The organism is Actinomycetota bacterium (assembly GCA_030684515.1).
Lineage (GTDB): Bacteria > Actinomycetota > Actinomycetes > S36-B12 > S36-B12 > UBA11398.
In genome coordinates this window covers 166,728-183,669 of the sequence record JAUXVJ010000024.1, presented here as the reverse complement: position 1 = coordinate 183,669, position 16,942 = coordinate 166,728, and the positions used below count along the sequence as shown (strand labels likewise).

Annotated in this window: 18 protein-coding genes; 8 read left to right on the top strand and 10 right to left on the bottom strand. The window is 59.3% G+C overall.

All coding sequences use genetic code 11. The annotated features are described in order from the left end of the window. Positions 1-17 precede the first annotated feature (17 nt). From Q8M73_09670 to Q8M73_09660, 3 genes are all read right to left on the bottom strand, one after another. A complete protein-coding gene (locus tag Q8M73_09670) occupies positions 18-671 on the bottom strand; it encodes an NAD(P)H-binding protein (GenBank protein ID MDP2288815.1) in 654 nt (217 codons plus the stop codon). A 74-nt stretch (positions 672-745) separates the two neighbouring features. Then, the gene (locus tag Q8M73_09665; GenBank protein MDP2288814.1) at positions 746-1,573 is read right to left on the bottom strand and encodes an enoyl-CoA hydratase/isomerase family protein; all 828 of its coding nucleotides are present in this window, start codon (positions 1,571-1,573) and stop codon (positions 746-748) included. 134 nt (positions 1,574-1,707) lie between these two features. After that, positions 1,708-2,490, bottom strand: coding sequence for a thioesterase family protein (locus tag Q8M73_09660; protein MDP2288813.1), 783 nt, complete (start codon positions 2,488-2,490; stop codon positions 1,708-1,710). A 40-nt stretch (positions 2,491-2,530) separates the two neighbouring features. Here Q8M73_09660 and Q8M73_09655 point away from each other — a divergent pair, with 40 nt between their 5' ends. The 4 genes from Q8M73_09655 to Q8M73_09640 all read left to right on the top strand — a co-directional run bounded on the left by Q8M73_09655 (position 2,531) and on the right by Q8M73_09640 (position 6,623). Next, entirely contained in the window at positions 2,531-2,842 is a 312-nt protein-coding gene (locus tag Q8M73_09655) for an antibiotic biosynthesis monooxygenase (protein MDP2288812.1), read from the top strand. A 93-nt stretch (positions 2,843-2,935) separates the two neighbouring features. Beyond that, positions 2,936-3,535, top strand: coding sequence for an HD domain-containing protein (locus Q8M73_09650; GenBank protein ID MDP2288811.1), 600 nt, complete (start codon positions 2,936-2,938; stop codon positions 3,533-3,535). 98 nt (positions 3,536-3,633) lie between these two features. Continuing rightward, the gene (locus Q8M73_09645; protein MDP2288810.1) at positions 3,634-4,878 is read left to right on the top strand and encodes an acyl-CoA dehydrogenase family protein; all 1,245 of its coding nucleotides are present in this window, start codon (positions 3,634-3,636) and stop codon (positions 4,876-4,878) included. Positions 4,879-5,156: 278 nt separating this feature from the next. Continuing rightward, positions 5,157-6,623, top strand: coding sequence for an Ig-like domain-containing protein (locus tag Q8M73_09640; protein ID MDP2288809.1), 1,467 nt, complete (start codon positions 5,157-5,159; stop codon positions 6,621-6,623). 55 nt (positions 6,624-6,678) lie between these two features. On the opposite strand, the gene Q8M73_09635 is transcribed toward Q8M73_09640, so the two are convergent. Next, positions 6,679-7,113 carry a hypothetical protein gene (locus Q8M73_09635; GenBank protein MDP2288808.1) on the bottom strand — a complete coding sequence of 145 codons (435 nt, stop codon included), beginning with the start codon at positions 7,111-7,113 and terminating at the stop codon, positions 6,679-6,681. Positions 7,114-7,236: 123 nt separating this feature from the next. On the opposite strand from Q8M73_09635, the gene ilvA reads away from it, so the two are divergent. Together ilvA and Q8M73_09625 are read left to right on the top strand one after the other, a co-directional pair. After that, positions 7,237-8,529, top strand: a complete 1,293-nt coding sequence (gene ilvA, locus Q8M73_09630; GenBank protein ID MDP2288807.1) for a threonine ammonia-lyase IlvA — start codon at positions 7,237-7,239, stop codon at positions 8,527-8,529. 206 nt (positions 8,530-8,735) lie between these two features. Further along, a complete protein-coding gene (locus tag Q8M73_09625; protein MDP2288806.1) occupies positions 8,736-9,329 on the top strand; it encodes a copper resistance protein CopC in 594 nt (197 codons plus the stop codon). Positions 9,330-9,691: 362 nt separating this feature from the next. On the opposite strand, the gene Q8M73_09620 is transcribed toward Q8M73_09625, so the two are convergent. Continuing rightward, entirely contained in the window at positions 9,692-10,405 is a 714-nt protein-coding gene (locus tag Q8M73_09620) for a lysophospholipid acyltransferase family protein (GenBank protein ID MDP2288805.1), read from the bottom strand. A gap of 138 nt (positions 10,406-10,543) precedes the next feature. On the opposite strand from Q8M73_09620, the gene Q8M73_09615 reads away from it, so the two are divergent. Further along, complete coding sequence (locus tag Q8M73_09615; GenBank protein MDP2288804.1) at positions 10,544-10,972, top strand: Zn-ribbon domain-containing OB-fold protein; 429 nt, start codon at positions 10,544-10,546, stop codon at positions 10,970-10,972. Next, positions 10,969-12,105 (top strand): thiolase family protein, encoded by a 1,137-nt coding sequence (locus Q8M73_09610; protein ID MDP2288803.1) that lies wholly within the window; start codon positions 10,969-10,971, stop codon positions 12,103-12,105. The genes Q8M73_09615 and Q8M73_09610 overlap by 4 nt, the downstream gene beginning before the upstream one ends. 13 nt (positions 12,106-12,118) lie before the next feature. Here Q8M73_09610 and Q8M73_09605 read toward each other — a convergent pair whose 3' ends face one another. From Q8M73_09605 to Q8M73_09585, 5 genes are read right to left on the bottom strand one after another with little or no spacing between them, the layout of a single operon-like run. Continuing rightward, positions 12,119-12,718 (bottom strand): hypothetical protein, encoded by a 600-nt coding sequence (locus Q8M73_09605; GenBank protein ID MDP2288802.1) that lies wholly within the window; start codon positions 12,716-12,718, stop codon positions 12,119-12,121. Beyond that, positions 12,715-13,269 carry a hypothetical protein gene (locus tag Q8M73_09600; GenBank protein ID MDP2288801.1) on the bottom strand — a complete coding sequence of 185 codons (555 nt, stop codon included), beginning with the start codon at positions 13,267-13,269 and terminating at the stop codon, positions 12,715-12,717. The genes Q8M73_09605 and Q8M73_09600 overlap by 4 nt, the downstream gene beginning before the upstream one ends. Beyond that, complete coding sequence (locus tag Q8M73_09595) at positions 13,262-14,473, bottom strand: ABC transporter permease (protein MDP2288800.1); 1,212 nt, start codon at positions 14,471-14,473, stop codon at positions 13,262-13,264. The genes Q8M73_09600 and Q8M73_09595 overlap by 8 nt, the downstream gene beginning before the upstream one ends. Next, positions 14,470-15,180: an ABC transporter ATP-binding protein gene (locus tag Q8M73_09590; protein MDP2288799.1), complete on the bottom strand. Its 711-nt coding sequence runs from the start codon at positions 15,178-15,180 to the stop codon at positions 14,470-14,472. The genes Q8M73_09595 and Q8M73_09590 overlap by 4 nt, the downstream gene beginning before the upstream one ends. Next, positions 15,177-16,868 (bottom strand): efflux RND transporter periplasmic adaptor subunit, encoded by a 1,692-nt coding sequence (locus Q8M73_09585; protein ID MDP2288798.1) that lies wholly within the window; start codon positions 16,866-16,868, stop codon positions 15,177-15,179. The genes Q8M73_09590 and Q8M73_09585 overlap by 4 nt, the downstream gene beginning before the upstream one ends. Positions 16,869-16,942: the final 74 nt, after the last annotated feature.

The following is a 16,942-nucleotide window of genomic DNA, read 5'->3' as shown; positions in this document are numbered from 1 at the left end:
AACAGATTGCGACAGGTTCAGTACGCGACTGTGAAGCGCTTGCGATGGTGCACAGGCTTTTCGATCTCATCGACAAAGGCGATCGCATAGTCGTCGCCGCTGATTGCCGACAGACCGTCAGCATCGGTGAGAAGGACGTCGCCGCCCACGCGGTAGTTGCCGGTGCGTTCGCCGGGAACATGCGAGCCAAAGGAAAGAGCTGGGCTCACGAAGAACCAATCGACATCCTCTGGAGTCTCCCGCAGCGTCTCCAGGAATTCTGCGTGAGTGTTGATCTCAGGCATTGCCTCCGCCGGCAGAGCAGACGCATATGCGACGCGGACCTGCTCGCCGCCTTCGGCGACGTACAGGCTTCCGGCGCCGGCGACGATCCCAATACGGGCTCCATTGCGCTGTGCGACCTCGATAAGCGTCGGCAAAGCAGTCAGGATCGAGGAGCCGTCAGCTGAATGCGCGTGGATGGCGCTGACCATGACGTCAGCGTCTTTGGTGAGGTCACGCATCAGCTCAGCGTCGTAGAAGTCCCCGGCGACATAGGTGACTCCGTGAATTGCGGGTGCATCAGCGACGTTGCGTGCAACAGCAGTGACTTCGTGTCCCCGGCCTGCTGCTTCAGCCACAATGCGGCTTCCCGCATATCCCGTTGCGCCATAAATTACGAGCTTGCTCATGCCTGTCTCCTTGTCGCCGAACGCTGTTCACCCTGACAACCGCGTACGGCCACATGGATACTCGAATATGGGTGTCAGTGACCCATCGCACCTGGGTTCATAGCCAACAAGGTTGCCTCTTCGCGGAAGGACGCGAGCATCGAGGTTTCCATGCCCATGTTGATCTGGCTCTTGATGTGGCCAACGCGGAAGCTGAGGTCCATGCCCTCATTCCCCATTGAAGGGCCACTGTTGGGAGCGCTCATCTTTGCTAAACGCCCAGCCCAGTCAGCAGCCGTGCTGATGAGCTCATCGGCAGGAACACACAGGTTAATCAGGCCCCATTCCTCTGCCTGCTTGGCAGGGATCGGGTCGCCGAACAAGGCAATCTGTTTGGCTCGGGGCAATCCCACCATGCGAGGCAGCAGCCAGGCGCCACCACCTTCAATTGGCAGACCGCGTCGCACAAAGACCTCCCAGAAGGCAGCTTCTTCAGAGGCGATGATGAGATCGCAGCCCAGAGCCAGCTGACAGCCACCACCGGCAGCAACACCGTTGACTGCGCTGATGAATGGAGTCTCGCTGCGCCAGATGGCTTCGAACAGTCGAGCCCAGCCGTACAGGATTCCGTCATCGCGGGCGGTCAGGGGAGCAGGGCGGCGGCGATCAGCGGGAACCTCCGTTGGTCCACCCGGCTGCGTGAGGTCTGCACCGGCCGAGAAGACCGAACCATTGCCAGTGATCACGGCGCACTTGGCACCGTTGTCTTCACTGGCCTCGTGAATTGCCGCGAGCAGGGCTCGGCGCAGGGGCAGGTCAATGGCATTGCGCTTCTGGGGGCGGTTCAATCGCAGCCATGCGACTTCGTCCACGACCTCGTACTGAAGTCCTGCTGCGTCCCACTCTTCAACCTTGGCAACCATGTCGGCCCTTTCGATGAGCTCCAGTCACAGGCCATTGCACCGACCGCGCATTGAGCTCACGTTCGGAGGCAACTGACTGTGGATTCACAGGGGACTGTATTGCACCGCGCCGACGGAATCTGGCGATTGCTCGTTCAACTTCGAGGTCCGCGCAGGACACCAGTGGTGGTAAAGGTGCCAATCAGGGTGCCTGACTCATCCTCCAGATTTCCTTCCCCGTGCACCCGCCCGGCGCCCGCGTATCGAGCCCTGGATCGGACAAGCAGCCCCTTGGACAGATCCACGGGTCGAAGCAAGGTCACGTTCTGGGTGAGTACATTGCCTGCCACCCTTCCGGCCTGCGCTGGCACTTCATTGAAGCTCATGAGTGCTGCCATCACGGTCGGCTCAGTCACGAGCGCAGTGAGCGCGCGCGTGGTGGAGTCATCGAGTTGAGCTTCGTCGGTGGCGTACCGGACGGCGAGCTCGGTAGGGCTGGAACCGGGCCAACGAGTGGCGCTGCCGGGGAAGATGCCCGAGGTGGTCTCAGGCCAGCCTGCTGCTGTGGCGATGGGCGACCAGGGGTTGTCGTGCCTCAGGTAGTCGTCCTCATCGATGGTCAGCATGACCTCGGCGCGGGTGACGATGAGCTCGCCTTGGCGGAAGGTCAGACTCAGGAAGGCAAAGGATCGGCCACTTTGCAAGGTGTCCACGGTGACCTGACACGGCTGCCCACTCACTCCGCCGTTTGCAAAGGCGGTCTGCAAGGAGATGACGCGCTTGCCTGGAGCGGCCAACTCAGCGATCAGCACCTGCTGGAACATGAGGTAGGCGCCATAGATGCCGCCGTGCGGAGTCACCAGGGTGTTGACGTCATAGCCTTCATCGGTCTTGCGGATGTCGCGAAGTGGGGCAAGGTCGGTCAGGGTCAAACTCACGGCAGGCACGTTCCTTCAAGTCGGGTTTGTGGGATAGCCAATGAAAGATACTGGAGGAGCAGGCGTGGAGCCGTATGTATTGATCATTCATGAAGTGGATGACTATGACGTCTGGAAGCAGGTCTTCGATCAGGCTGCGGAGTTGCGCAAGGCCGCAGGTGAGATCAGTTATCAACTTCTGCGCGAGCATTCCGCTGACCGCAATCTCGTGCATCTGTCGCGGTGGACGTCACTTGATGTCGCTCGAGCCTTCTTTGAATCAGCTGAGTTGGTCGAGCTGCGAAGATCGGCCGGCGTGCAGCCTCCGAGGTTTCTGTACTTGGAATCTGTGGAGTCCGGGGTGCTGTCGTAGGCACGGCTTCCCGGGCCCTTTACGGGTCGATGGCGGAGGATTTGAATTGCAACTGTCCTGAATGTGACATTGTGTAGGCAACAAAGGAGTTTGATGGCACGCCCGCACCTCGTTCTGTCGGACCGCTATTTCGAGGCGGTTCGATATACCGCGCTCGCCCACGCCCACCAGACGCGCAAGGGCGGCAACATCGCCTACATGTCCCACCTCCTTGGCGTTTCGAGTCTGATCATCGAAGCTGGCGGTGATGAGGACCAGGCCATTGCCGGCTTGCTGCACGATGTTGCAGAAGATCAAGGTGGGCTCTGGCGGCTGGCCGAAGTGCGCACTGTGTTTGGTGATCGAGTTGCAGACATCGTGCTGGGTTGCAGCGATTCACTCGATGATGATGACGACGGCTATTGGCCCATCTACTGGGAGCGCAAGCAGCGTTACCTGGATCGTCTGGAGACCGAATCAGTGGATCTTGTGATGGTCTCCATTGCCGACAAGGTGCACAACTCGCGAGCCCTCGTCACGGATCTGCAGGCTTATGGCATTGAGGTCTTCAATAAATTCCACGGATCGCCGCGTGAAATCATTCATTACTACCGCGAGTGCTTCCGGATTGGCGTCAATGCTGGCGTGAGCCACGTGCTGACTGTCCCGCTGGCCACCGCCATCCGCGACATCGAATTCCTCGTTTACGGCTAGGCGCCTTCGCGGCCTTGTTGACCCCGAAATCTCCTGCGCGAAAGCAGCTCGATACCTAGTATCGGTCGCACTGCCAATTCAGCGATGTGAGGAATGCCATGGCCCCGCACTCAGAAACAGTCGAGGACTTCCGCCAGAGAGCAAGAGTCTGGCTCGCAGACAACATGCCAAAAGCCGGCACCATGCCCAAGCGGGCGGGGATTGATCCCGAAGAGCAGAACTGGCTGGACGCACGAGATCTGCAGAAGTTGCTGTTCTCTGGAGGGTTCGCCGGCATCTGCTTTCCGACCGAGTACGGAGGTCAGGGCCTGACTCGCGACTATCAAGCTGCCTTCAATCAGGAGTCGGCGCCGTATGAGATGCCAGTTGCGCTCAACGTGCCGTCCCTAGGCATCTGTTCGGCGATGTTGCTGGATATGGGCACTGAAGAGCAGAAGCAGAAGTACGTGCGGGGTGCGATCTCAGGAGAACTGGTCTTGTGTCAGTTCCTGTCCGAGCCCAGTGGCGGTTCAGACCTCGCTGGGCTGCTGACTCGCGCACAGCGCGATGGTGACACCTACATCATCAATGGACAAAAATGTTGGAGTACGTATGCATTCGCCGCGGACTATGCGACATGTCTGGTGCGAACAGACTGGGACGCACCCAAGCACCGTGGCCTTTCCATGATCATCGTCCCGGTCCATGATCCGGCCACTCACATGAATCGCGTGCAGATGGTCAATGGATCCAATGAGTTCTGTGAGGAGTTCTTCACCGATCTTGTTGTGCCAGCGGAGAATCTGGTCGGAACCGAGAACGATGGCTGGACCGTGGGGCAGCGTCAGTTGTTCTATGAACGCCAGGCAGTCGGTGGGGGCTCGCCCTACGCCAGCGGCATGGCTCGCGCTCGGGGCACCAGCCATGACTCCCTGACGCCGATTGGCCTGGCGCGCAAGGTGGGTAAAGACAAGGACCCAGCTGTGCGTGAACTCGTGGGCTGGGCGCACGCGCAAGAGGTTGCCAATGCTCAGCTCATCCGACGAGTCACCAAGGGGATGGCTTCCTATGACTATCCGGCCCACTCGAGTTCGATGATGCGTCTTGGCTCTGCAGAGACCAATCAATTGAGAACCGACGTGATGTTCGAACTGGCCGGCGAGCTGTCTGTCGTTGGTCAGGTCGGAGACCGCAGCTTGCTGAAGGAGGTAGGTGTCGCGGCTCTGATGCGCCAGTCAGCAAGCATCGCTGGCGGTTCCACGGAGATGAGTCGCAACATGATCTCCGAGCGCGTGTTGATGATGCCGCGTGAATACGCAGCCGACCGCGATGTGCCGTTCAGGGAAGTGCGTCGAGGGCGCTGAATTCGCGGCGTCAACAGTCATCAGCTCATCGATGTGCAGGGAGCACAGTGCAGGTATGCATCGAAGGGTTGGGCTTCACCTGCTCGTCGCAGCCCCTTCGGTCTTGCAGTCGGTGCATTCGCTCTCAATATTTACTGGGTCGCGGAATTGTGTCAGTTGTCTGTGAATCAGTCATGAATTGAATGTGGCTTGCCTTTGTGCTGTTCCACGCGTCAGAAATGCGCTTAGCCTCAAGGAGTAGCCCGAGAATCTCGCGCACATGAAACGAGGCAACCCCTATGAAACGCTTACTCAGCACTGTCGCAGCACTTGCTGTAGTCGGGTCCGGAATCGGATTCGCTGCATCAGCGTCTGCAGCAACATCGGTCAATCTCTCAGTCAGGAACGGCGTCGTAGGTGTTGCACAGACCATTGACGCTTCGGTTTCCGAATCGACTGGGGTTGGCACTCCTGCTGGAACAGTCACGTTCTATGCCAATGGCGCCGTGATCGGCACTGACACAGTCGGTGGCAATCAGGGTTCCAATGCACAGATGATCTGGACGCCGAAGAATTCGGGTCCCGAATCGATCATGGCTTCCTTCAGCGGTGGAGGCTCCGATACTGAGAACGTGTCGGTGAATTCAGTCGATACGACTTCCTCTGTCACTGCTCCTGGCAATGCTGCCGGGGGTTCGCAGGTGACACTGCAGGCGCAGGTGCGTGCCAGGCAGGGTTCTTACGTGCCAACCGGAACAGTGACGTTCAGCTCGTCATCGTCAACCATTGGTGCCGCCAGCTTGAACGCCCAGGGTCTGGCCACGATCAACTACACGATTCCCACTGGTGTGAATTCAGTGAATGTATATGCGGCCTACGGTGGAGATTCCAATGCCAATTCATCGGGACGCAGTTCGGCGGCGAATATCAAGGTGTCAGCGGTTGGCTCCACGGTTGCGCTCAGCGTGCCTCAGACCAACTACCAGAACACCTCGGTCCCGCTGACCGCCAAGATCACTCCTTCATCAGGCACCGGTTCGGTGACCTTCACCGTTGACGGCAGGACTATTGGCACAGCATCGGTCTCCAACGGAGCCGCTGGAGTTACCTGGGTGCCAACGGCACTCGGCAATCCCACAGTCAAAGCTGCCTACACGGGTGGCAACGGTGTTGCCGCCTCCTCAGACAGCAAGGTCGTTGCCGTGACTCAGGCCCTGAAGGCTGATGCGATCATCGTTGACCCAGTTGGCGATCCAGGACCCATTCTGCACAACGCGGTATTCGTTCTGCCGAATGGTTCTTCAATCGCAGCAACAGTGACGGCGGCGTCAGGCTTGCCTGTCAAGGTTGCAGTTACTGGGCCGTGCGCTTGGAACGGTACGACCTTCACCGTTCAAGGTGTTGGCGGCAACTGCTCAGTTGTGACCACGACCTCAGGTGGCAACGGCTATTCGCCAACGACCCTGTCCTTCTCGATCTCTACAGCAGTTGGCAAGCAGACCGCAACGGTCGCTGCTCCGAAGTCGGGCACCTACAAGAGGGGCCGCTACTTGACCTTGGCCAAGATTGGCACCGTGACAAACCTGAACAAGCCGATTGTCTGGAGGGTGACTTCAGGTGCTTCCAAGTGCAAGCTCGTGAAGAGTGCCGGCCAGGTGAAGTTGCGTCTTGCTAGCCGCGGATCGTGCTGGGTGCAGGCATTTGCTCCCGGAGTTCCCGGACAGTGGTCATCGTTCCTGACTAAGCGCAATTACCGCGTCAGATAAGTTGAACGAAGAAGCGGGGCGAAAGGAATTCCTTTCGCCCCGCTTCTTCGTTTCGTTACTGGGCTGTCACCACAAAGGTGATCGTTGCCAGTTGCATCGTGCCGTCCCTGGCGATCACTTCACTCGTGCCGGCTGCAAGTGCCTGACCGCCAGCAACAGTGGTGGATTCGCCATCGCCTTGGGCATCAGACGCGGTGAACACCATGGGATCACTTGACTCGAATGTTGCGCCCTCTTGGAAGCCCTCAAAGATCACGGCCTGGCCAATGACCAAAGCCTGCGTGGATCCATCATCGTCAGGTGTGACGCGAACGGGAGACCATGTGCTCGGGTCGCCACCGACAAGCACTTCTGCTGACTCACTCATCGAAGGTGTTGCCGATGCAGAGCTTGTAGCCTCAGAGGGCTCATTTGATGAGCAAGCAGCAAGTGATGCGGTGAGTGCCAGGCCAAGTGCGATGGCTGGAACTGCGGTTCTGGTGAAGCGCATGGGTTCTTCCTTTGTGAGAAACATTCGTGAGGACTGCTTCAGGTTAGCCGTCAGCAGGTGCAAAACCGTTGAACGCCAGACGAAGAGTTGGCTCCTTCGACGCGATCGGCTATTACTTGGACCATGATCGGACAACGTGGAACTGAGCCCGCCCTGCCATTGAGTCGAGATCAGGTCGACGCAGCCGCTATTGATGAAGCTGCTGGGCGATTGGTAGGCGTCGTCTCGACAACTCCACTTGAGCGCAACGCTCGACTGTCAGATCTGACCGATGCAGACGTATGGCTCAAGCGCGAGGATCTGCAGACGGTGCGGTCCTACAAGGCGCGAGGTGCCTACAACTTGATCGCCCAACTGGACAAGACCGCACGTTCAGCCGGAGTGGTGGCGGCAAGTGCCGGAAATCATGCGCAGGGAGTTGCCTACGCCTGTCTTGCACTTGGCGTGCGAGGAAGGGTCTACCTTCCACGAACGACTCCCCGCCAGAAGCAGGATCGAATAGCCGCATTGGGCGGCAGCATGATCGAGATCATCGTGGGGGGTGACAACTATGACGAGGTGGCCTCCTCAGCAGCAGCTGATGCCATTGCCACGGGCGCCACTATCGTGCCGGCCTTTGACGATGTGCGAACCATCGCGGGCCAAGGAACGGTGATCCGTGAGGCCGTGGAGCAATTGGGAGTATCCCCAGACTTTGTCATCGTTCCCGTCGGGGGAGGCGGGCTGCTCGCTGGATCCATCGCTTGGCTTGTTGAACGCCACCCGAATACGCGCATCATCGGTGTGGAGCCTGCGGGCGCTGCCAGTGTCGCAGCAGCCATCGCCGCGGGAGCGCCTGTGACCTTGAGCCAGATCGACACTTTTGTTGATGGTGCAGCAGTGCGCCGAGTGGGCGACGTGACCTTTCCGATCATCGCGCGCTCCAAGGTGCAGCTGGTTGCCGTTCCCGAGGGGCGAGTGTGCAGCGAAATGCTTGCGCTCTATCAAACGGACGGCATCATCGCGGAGCCTGCGGGCGCACTGGCAAGTTCAGCCCTGGGTATGGCGGCAGTGAACATTCCCAAGTCCGCAAAGGTCGTCTGCGTGCTCTCGGGCGGAAACAATGACGTGAGTAGATATGCCGAGATTGTCGAGCGTGCGTTGATCTTCGAGGAGCGCAAGCACTACTTCCTGGTCGACTTCCCTCAGGAGCCGGGAGCGCTGCGCCGATTCCTGGATGAGGTGCTCGGCCCCAATGAAGACATCACGCTCTTTGAGTACGTCAAACGCAGCAACCGTGAGACTGGCCCTGCGTTGGTTGGTATCGAACTTGCAAGCGCAAGCGACCTGCCAGGTCTACTTGCGCGCATGGAGGCAGCTCCGCCGCGCATTGAGAAGATCGACGCAGCGAGTCCGCTCTTCCGCTTCCTTCTGTGATCTGCAAGGCATTGAAGGATCTACCAAGGCGTTCATCTTTCATTGCTCAGTTGCTTTGCAGTGAGCAATTGATTACCTTGAACAGGTAGCCCCGGACCCGGTTGTGCACAGTTGATGCGCAAAGGATCGGGGCTTTGGCTTTCGAAAATGCACGCGTCGACTCAACTTGAGTGTGCCTGCAGTCTCGATAGTCAAGGAGAACGATCATGGCGCGACCTCCCCGACCACGCGCGCGAAGATTGGCCAGTGTTGCAGTTGCCCTCGTAGGGATGACCGTGATTGCGGCTGGTCCGATGACCGTCAGCGCCTTTGCCCACTCTGATCTCATCTCGACTTTGCCCTCAAACAGTGCTCGACTGGATCGCCCACCCGCAAAAGTGTCCTTTGCCTTTGACAGTCCGCTCCTGCAAGGCACTGCAACAATTGCCATCCTTGGCTCGCACAACAATCTCCTGGAGTCGCAGAAAGTGACTCCAGACGGCGAAACGATCTCCATGGCGTGGCCGGCTGAACTGCACACTGGCGCATATCAAGTCCGGTATCGAGGAGTCTCGGGCGATGGCCACCCTGTTGCCGGTGCCATCAACTTCACGATCGAGGGCTCAGCAAGTGCCAAGGTGTCGCCATCGATGGTGATTGCGCCGGAGCAGGGCGCCTTGGTTGCTGCTGGAGTTTCGGCAATGGCGGCACAGAGCTCAACGGCCAGCGTATTCACAGCAGTGCTCATGTCCTTGGGATTTCTGATCCTGGCAGCCATGGCTGGGGGTCTGTCGCGCGTTCGGCGTGAAAAGGGAGTATGAAGATCCGTATGGAAGGCAGGATTAGTGCGTGCTGTCTGAGATCTCGATTGTTGACCCATTTCTTCCAGTTGTTCCAAAACCGTCGTAGCCGACAGAGGAACTGCATGCTGCCAGTGCCGCCACACACAACAGTGAAGCGAGAAGTGGGATCAATCGATTTGCTTTCATAGCCCTGCGCATTTCTGATCACGGACAAAGCGCCGGGTCCAGGGCGAGGAATTGTTCAATCGTAAGTCGCAATCCGGCGCCTATCGCAAGAAGCACGTCGTACCTCAGTCTCATTCTCACTTGCGCTTACATTCTGAACAGACAGCGCCATACGTCTACATGCGTGGGCCTGTGTGGTGTCCGCCGATCCGGCTTCAGCCTCGAAATGGTGAGCATTGGGCTGAAGCGATGGAGGCACGCGACTGCTCTCGCAAAGCAGGAGCGTCCTGCTGGGTGAGACCTTGAGTCTCGATGGCTTTGTGAATGACGAATCGGACAACGCCGCGGTGAATTGCGTTGTCACCAGGTGCCCACACCTCTCGCGTACCAATGAGTGTGACGGGCAAGATGGGGACTTCTTGCTCGATCGCAATGGAAAAGGCACCGATGCGAAAGCGATTGAGACTGCCGTCGTGCGAGGTCTGCCCCTCCGGAAACACCATGACGCTGGCGCCATCAGCCATCGCTTGACTGACTCCCTGCGCAATCATCGCGCTGTGCGGATTGTCGCGGTCGACCTCGATCATGCCGAGCCTGCGAAGCGCGGAGCCCAGCAGCGGTACATCGAAGAGCTCCCGCATTGCTAGGAATCTGAGGGGGAGCCCCAGACCGGCAAGCAGCACCATGGAGTCGAGGTTGGAGAGGTGATTGGACACGACCACGTACCTCTGACCAGGCGTGACATGGTGCCGACCCTCCACCTCAAGGCGCACTCCGGCGGGAATCAACCATGCGCGGGCCCAGGTGCGAACGAGAGGTTCAATTCGGCGCGCACTTGGTGTGCCTGCTCGCGTGCGCACGCTGGCAGCCATGACAGCGCCTGTTGCTGCGAGACCCAATGCGAATGTCGGAACCGATCGAAGATTCACAGTCGAATGGTGGCACGCGGTCCAGATGAAGGTGAGAAAGTCATCGCATCATTCGTCGTTCCGTGACCGAAGTGCTCTCCATCTCGCTACGGTCATTGTCGATTGCGTGCTATTTGCTGCAAAGAGTGAGGGGTGCTGATGTCTGATCTGCCACTGCCGATTCGAGATGACCTCAATCGCGCGTATTGGGATGGCGCCCAGCAGGGCAAGTTGGTCATCCAGCGCTGCCCCGACTGTCAGACCTATATTCATCCACCTCGAGCCATGTGCACCAACTGCTGGAATGAGCAGCTCGTGCCCACCGAGGTCAGCGGCAAAGGCTCGATCTATAGCTGGTCAGTCATGCACTCGCGTGGCAATCCTGGATTTGAGGACCGACTTCCCTACGCCGTGCTGATTGTCGAACTTGCTGAGCAGGTGAACCTGCGAATTGTGGGAAACCTAGTTGGGTCGCAGCCCACTGAACTGGCGATCGGGACGCCCATGCAGGTGGTGTACGAAAAGATCAACGACGAGGTAACACTGCCGCAGTGGCGCATCGCCGGAGCTGAAGGAGACGTCAAGTGAGCAATCCTCTGCGCGACCGTGCGGTCTTTGTCGGTGTGGGCCACACTCCGAGCTCGAGAAACATGGGTATGTCGCCGATGAGGTTCACCCTTGATGCATGCACGCAGGCCATCGAGGATGCTGGCATCGAGCGAAGTGAAGTCGACGGAATCGTGACCGTGGGCACCCTCAACGAACTCGAAGTGCTGCAGCACCTGGGGCTTGAAGGCGTGACCTACCACGCCGGGCCACTTGGCGGCGGTGTCGGCGGTGGCGTTGCTGCAAACGCGGCGATGGCTGTGGCCTCTGGACTGTGCGAAGTAGCGTTGGCCTTTGTCACCATGGAAGCGCCCAAGCCAGGTGTCGTCTACAACTACATGGGCGGCAGTGGCGCTCGAGGCGATGATTCGTTCACCTTGCCTTACGGCGATGGCATCTTCATGCAGCACTTCGCACCTTGGTACCATAGACGTCGCCTGCTTGATGGAGTCACCGATGAGCAGATGGGTGCCTACGTAGTAGGGATGCGGGATAACGCCACTCGAAATCCCAATGCCGTATGGCAGGAAGCCATCACAATGGATGACTACCTTGCCTCGCGCTACGTCGCCGAGCCATTGCGGCTGCTCGACTGCGACATGCCCGTTGATGTCTGCGGAGCAGTGATTGTCACGACACCGGAACGGGCCAAGGATCTGAAGCAGAAGCCTGTCTACGTGAGTGCGGCGACCACCGGCCAACGCCCTCGGCCCAACGCCATCTTCTGGCACGACTATGACGAAATGCCCTACAAGTGGGCGGCGAAGCGACTATGGGCTAACGCTGGCTTTGGCCCACAGGACATGGACTTTGCAATGCTCTACGACGGCTTCTCTCCGCTGGTGCTGTACTGCCTTCAGGATTTCGGCTTCGTGCCGAAAGGATCTGCGGGGGAGTTTCTGGGAGCGGGGGAGCACCTTGCATCTGGGTCACTTCCGCTGAACCCGCATGGCGGCAACAACAGCGAGGGACGCAGTTGGGGCTTTGGCCATGTGTGCGAGGCGATCCTGCAATTGCAGGGCAGAAGTGGCGCCCGGCAGTTGCCGGACGTACACACCTCCATGATCGGAGGCGGGGGCATAGTGAACTCGTCTGCACTCGTGCTCCACGACTGACACCGACACTGGTTCAGTTCGCGGCAGGTGCGGTCTGGCGACTTGGCATCAGTGGGGCACACGTCTTCATCGCCGCTGAGACCTCAGGATCACTCTGATCCAAGTTTGGTCGGGAGCCAGCTGTGTTGGGCAGCGAGACTCCGTGGTCATCAAGACACGAACGGTAGGCCTCAAATGCTGTGGAACCTGGGCCGCCCGCGGCCCCAGCACCACCGGGAAACCCGCCACTGAAGTTTGCGCCACAGGCTTGCATTGCATCTTGGAAGGCCTGCTGATCAATGCCATCAGGCAGGCCGGGGCCAGCACCTTGCCCCGCCGGCGGTGCTCCATTGGGTGCACCTGTGGGCGGCGCGCCATCGCCTGTGCGATTCGGCAAAGTGATGCCCTTGGCGGCAAGACAGCTGCGCAACTCCTCGCGATCCGCTGTGCCCTGCGGAACGGGGGCAGCGGGAGCACCATTTGAAGTTGCAGAAGGATCCGGGGCCTGCGAGCTGGTCACCGCGGGAGCATCCGCACTCGTAACTCCGGCGTCAGAGCTGGAACCACAGGCCGCGAGAGTTACTGCAATACCCAAGATTCCCAAAGGCACAATGATGGCTCGGGTCACATTCATTGACTTGCTCCGTTTCCTGTAGTCGCAAGAGCTCCTGGGACAGTGCCCTGCGTGATCGTGGTGGCATCGACAGTTCCGTCGGCGCCCGTCTCTCCTCTGACGATGACCTGCTGGCCTGGCTTCAACTGGCTTGCTTTGACAGTGGTCTGCGCCGAGATCGCTGTGCTCGAGGAGATGTCGACTTTGACGATCCTGCCTGTTGATGTCGTGACGTAAAGGTGCGTGCCATCGACAAGAGTGATCGAGCCGACAGTCACTCCACCGGCTTGCCCCGCGGTGGATCCGCCGGGAAGCCCACCGGCCGCCGGGAAGCGCCCGGCAGCAATCCCGGCAGGAAAGTTGCCACCGGGAAATCCTGAACTGCCAGAGCTGGTGCCGAAGTGCTGCTGCACGAATGACCCAGCAAAGAAGGCGATGACGAGCCCGATTGCGCCTAAGAGAAGCCTGGTGCCACGCGGAATGGGTCCGCGCTCCTGCTGCGCAATGAGATCGCGCAAGTCGTCTTCTTGGATGCTCTCCAATGGCTGCACTTGAGCCATCTCCTCACTCATGACGTAGTGCTTCGATCGGGCGCATCTGTGCGGCCCTATTGGCCGGATAGCTTCCGAAGAACAAGCCGATGGCGACGGACACGATGAAGGCTCCTAACACTGAGATCGGCATGATCACTGGCTGTACGCCAGCTATTTGGAACTGTGAAATCACAAGTGCGACGACAACACCGGCGGCCCCGCCGATGACCGAGAGCAAGGTCGCCTCAACAAGAAACTGAGAAAGGATCGCGAAGCGATTGGCGCCGATGGCTTTGCGAATGCCAATCTCGCGGGTCCTCTCAGTGACGGAAACGAGCATGATGTTGGTGATGCCAATGCCGCCGACGAGCAGACTGATCGCGGCCACCGCTCCAAGCAGCACGGTGAATACTGAATTGCTGCTGCTAGACGTCGTCAACAGGCTCGCCTGATTGATGACTTGGTAATCACGGTTGGTCGCACTCGTGCCGTGACGTGAATCCAGAATCGTCGAGATCTCGGACTGCGCGGCGTCCGATGCATCCGAGGAAATGGCTTCAGCGGTGATCGAATCCAGGCTGCCGTAGCCCGTCAGTTGGCGCTGGACAGTGGTCAGCGGCGCAATGGCCACGTCATCGGGATCCTGAAAGCCCGAGCCACCTTTCTTCTCCAGAATCCCCACCACAGTGAAGGGGACACCAGCACATGTCAGCGTTGTGCCGACGGGATCGACTGTTCCGTACACCTGATCGACCACGCTCTGCCCGACCACGATGACGCGACTTCCTGCTGTGACGTCTTCATTGCTGAAGTAGTTGCCGTTGGTGACCTTGCTGTTGGACGTCTCAAAGTAGGAGGGCCAAGTGCCGGTGATCGAGGTGCTGTGGCTGGTTCCCCCGTAGGCGCAGCTGACGCTGCCGGCACGCTTCACCGGCGAGGCGCTCTTCACGCTCGGAGCGTTGGCTGTGTCGGTGAGGGCGATCGCATCGTCAACGGTGAGATCCTTTTGGATGCTGCTGCTTGAACCGCCCGGCACACGGAACGTTCCATGGATGACTGATATGGAGTTGGTTCCGAGTTTCTCAATGCTGGCAGCCACCGCCTTTGATGAGCCGTTGCCGACCGCTAGCAGCACGATGACAGCAGCAACACCAATGAGGATTCCCAGAACAGTAAGGCTGGACCGTAGCTTGTTCTGCAGAACGCCAGTGAGCCCCTGGCTGAAGGATTCGCGAATCATCATTTCTGGACTCGTTCATCACTGGAGATGCGGCCGTCCACGAGATGAATGACACGTTCGGCTCGCGCAGCAACGTCCTCCTCGTGGGTGATCAGCACAATGGTGTTTCCGCGTTGATGCGTGAGGTCCAGAAGGTCCAGCACGTCTGCGGTTGAGTGTGAATCCAGGTTGCCCGTCGGTTCGTCAGCCAGGACCAGTGACGGATTGGTGACCAATGCTCGCGCAATGGCCACTCGCTGCTGCTGTCCGCCAGACAATTGCGTTGGACCGTGATCTGCGCGATCTCCGAGACCTACCGAGTCCAAAGCAGCGAGGGCTCGCCTTCGCCTCTGCCTTGGCTCCATGCCGCGGTAGGCCAATGGCAACTCGACATTGGCAAGAGCGGTGGTGCGTGGAATCAGATTGAACGACTGAAAGACGAATCCGATCTTTCGATTGCGAACCACCGAGAGTGCGTCATCGCTCAGGCGATCGATATTGATGCCATCCAGTTCATAGGTCCCGGCTGTGGCGATGTCGAGGGCGCCCACGATGTTCATCAAGGTCGACTTGCCCGAACCCGAAGCGCCCATGATGGCTACGAATTCGCCTCGATGGATGGTCAAGTCAATGCTGTCCAGCGCGCGCACTTGTGCCTCGCCGAGGCCGTAGTGCTTTGTAACGTTGTGCAAGGCAATGACCGGATGGCCATCAATGTTGAGTTCGGTCATTGCGGGGGACCTCCGACCGGGCCGCCGCCACCAGTGAGGGAGCCCACGCCCGAGCGTCCACCTGGAATGCCGCCTGCAGGGAATCCAGAGTTGCTGGCGGATGCGGTGGGAAGCACGATGATGTCGCCCGCGCTCAGTCCGTTGGTGATCTCCGTTGTGCTGTCGCCCTTCACACCGACGACCACTTGGACGACTGTCTCCTGCTCGCCCTTCTTCACTGTGACCGTGCTTGAGCCACCGAGGGAGTTGATTGCGGTGCTCGGCACGACCAGCACATTGCTTGCCTGTGAAGTGGTGACCGCGACATTCGCTGTCATGCCGGCGCGCACACCCTTTGGTGCTGAATCAATGGAGATGACAACCGGGTAGGTCGTCAGCCCGTTGCTCGTGGAGCTCACCGGACTGACGGATATCACCTTGCCGGTGGCTGATGCTTCGGGCAGCGCAGTGAAGGTGATGGTTGCCGACATTCCCGCGGTCACCTTCGCCGCATCGGCTTCGTTGAAGTTGGCTGCTACATCCAGCTTGCCCTTGCCGACAAGGGTGATGACAGATGTGCCGGCACTGGAGCCAGCCGAGCTCTGGCCGACCGAGGCATTCACGGCGCCGATAGTTCCCGAGACTGGAGCACGCAGGGTCGTCTGCGCGTAGGCCTTCTCTGCATTGGCGAGCTGGGCTTGCGATGCGTCCGCATTTGCTGCCGCGACACTGTCGACTCCGATTGCTTTGGGAGCCTGCGATGAGGCGCGAGTGCTCACGAGTGTCTGACGCGCCTTGCTCACTGTCTGGGCGTCATGCGTGATGCCCTTCTGCTGGTTCAGCACGGCAGTGTTGAATGCCTGCTGCGCGCTGGTGACTGCCCGCGTGAGCGTGTCCTTGGCAGCAAGCAGCGCGACATTGGCCTTGAACAAGTTTGTTGAGGCAGCGTTGATGGCGGCCTGGTCAGACAACACCCCCTTGTCTCTGGCGTTGTTTGCGTTGACCTGCGCATCAGCAGTGAGCGCTTGGCTGATGGCAGCGTTATAGCCATTCATATTCAGTGCTGCCTGATCCTGGGCCTTCTTCTGGTCCAACTGGGCGCTGGTGATGGCTGCCTCGGCATTGCGCAGAGTGGCCCAGGCCTGACTGTTGGCGCAGTCGGTGGGATTGGGCTGGCTGGCTGGGTTGAAGCACTGCTCGGACGCGCCTGCGGTCGCCAAGTCAAGATCGAGTTTGGCCTTGTCGACGGTCTGCTGGTAACTCGTGGCGTTCGCTGCAGCAGTGGCAAGTGCGTCGTTGACAGTCTTCTCGGCAGCCTCGAGTGTGAGCTTGCTCTGTTGAAGGCTGGTGAGCGACTGTGCGTAGCTGCTCCTGGCGCTGGCCAATTGCTGTGCAGCAGTAGAGCTGTCGATGCGCACGAGGGCCTTACCGGCCTTGACCTTGTCTCCCGCCTTGACGTCGACTGCAGTGACGATGCCGTTGCTGACGAAGCTCAGTTCGTAGTTGGCAGAGGACTCAACCGTTCCTGACGCTGTGACTGTTGATGTCACGGTCCCGGTGGTGACCGTTGCGGTGCGTGCATCTGCGGCCGTGGATTTTGGAGCAAAGATGAGATACCAACCGCCGGCAAGCAGGAGCACAAGAAGGGCGACCAGACCGAAGTTCAACCAATGCGATCGGCCAAAGAGTGTGGTGAGTCGTCGAGTCATGAATGCAGTCTTGCCAGCAAAGTTCAGCAGTCATGGCGCCTTCGGTTTGGGCTTGGTAAGCGTTTGATCAATGT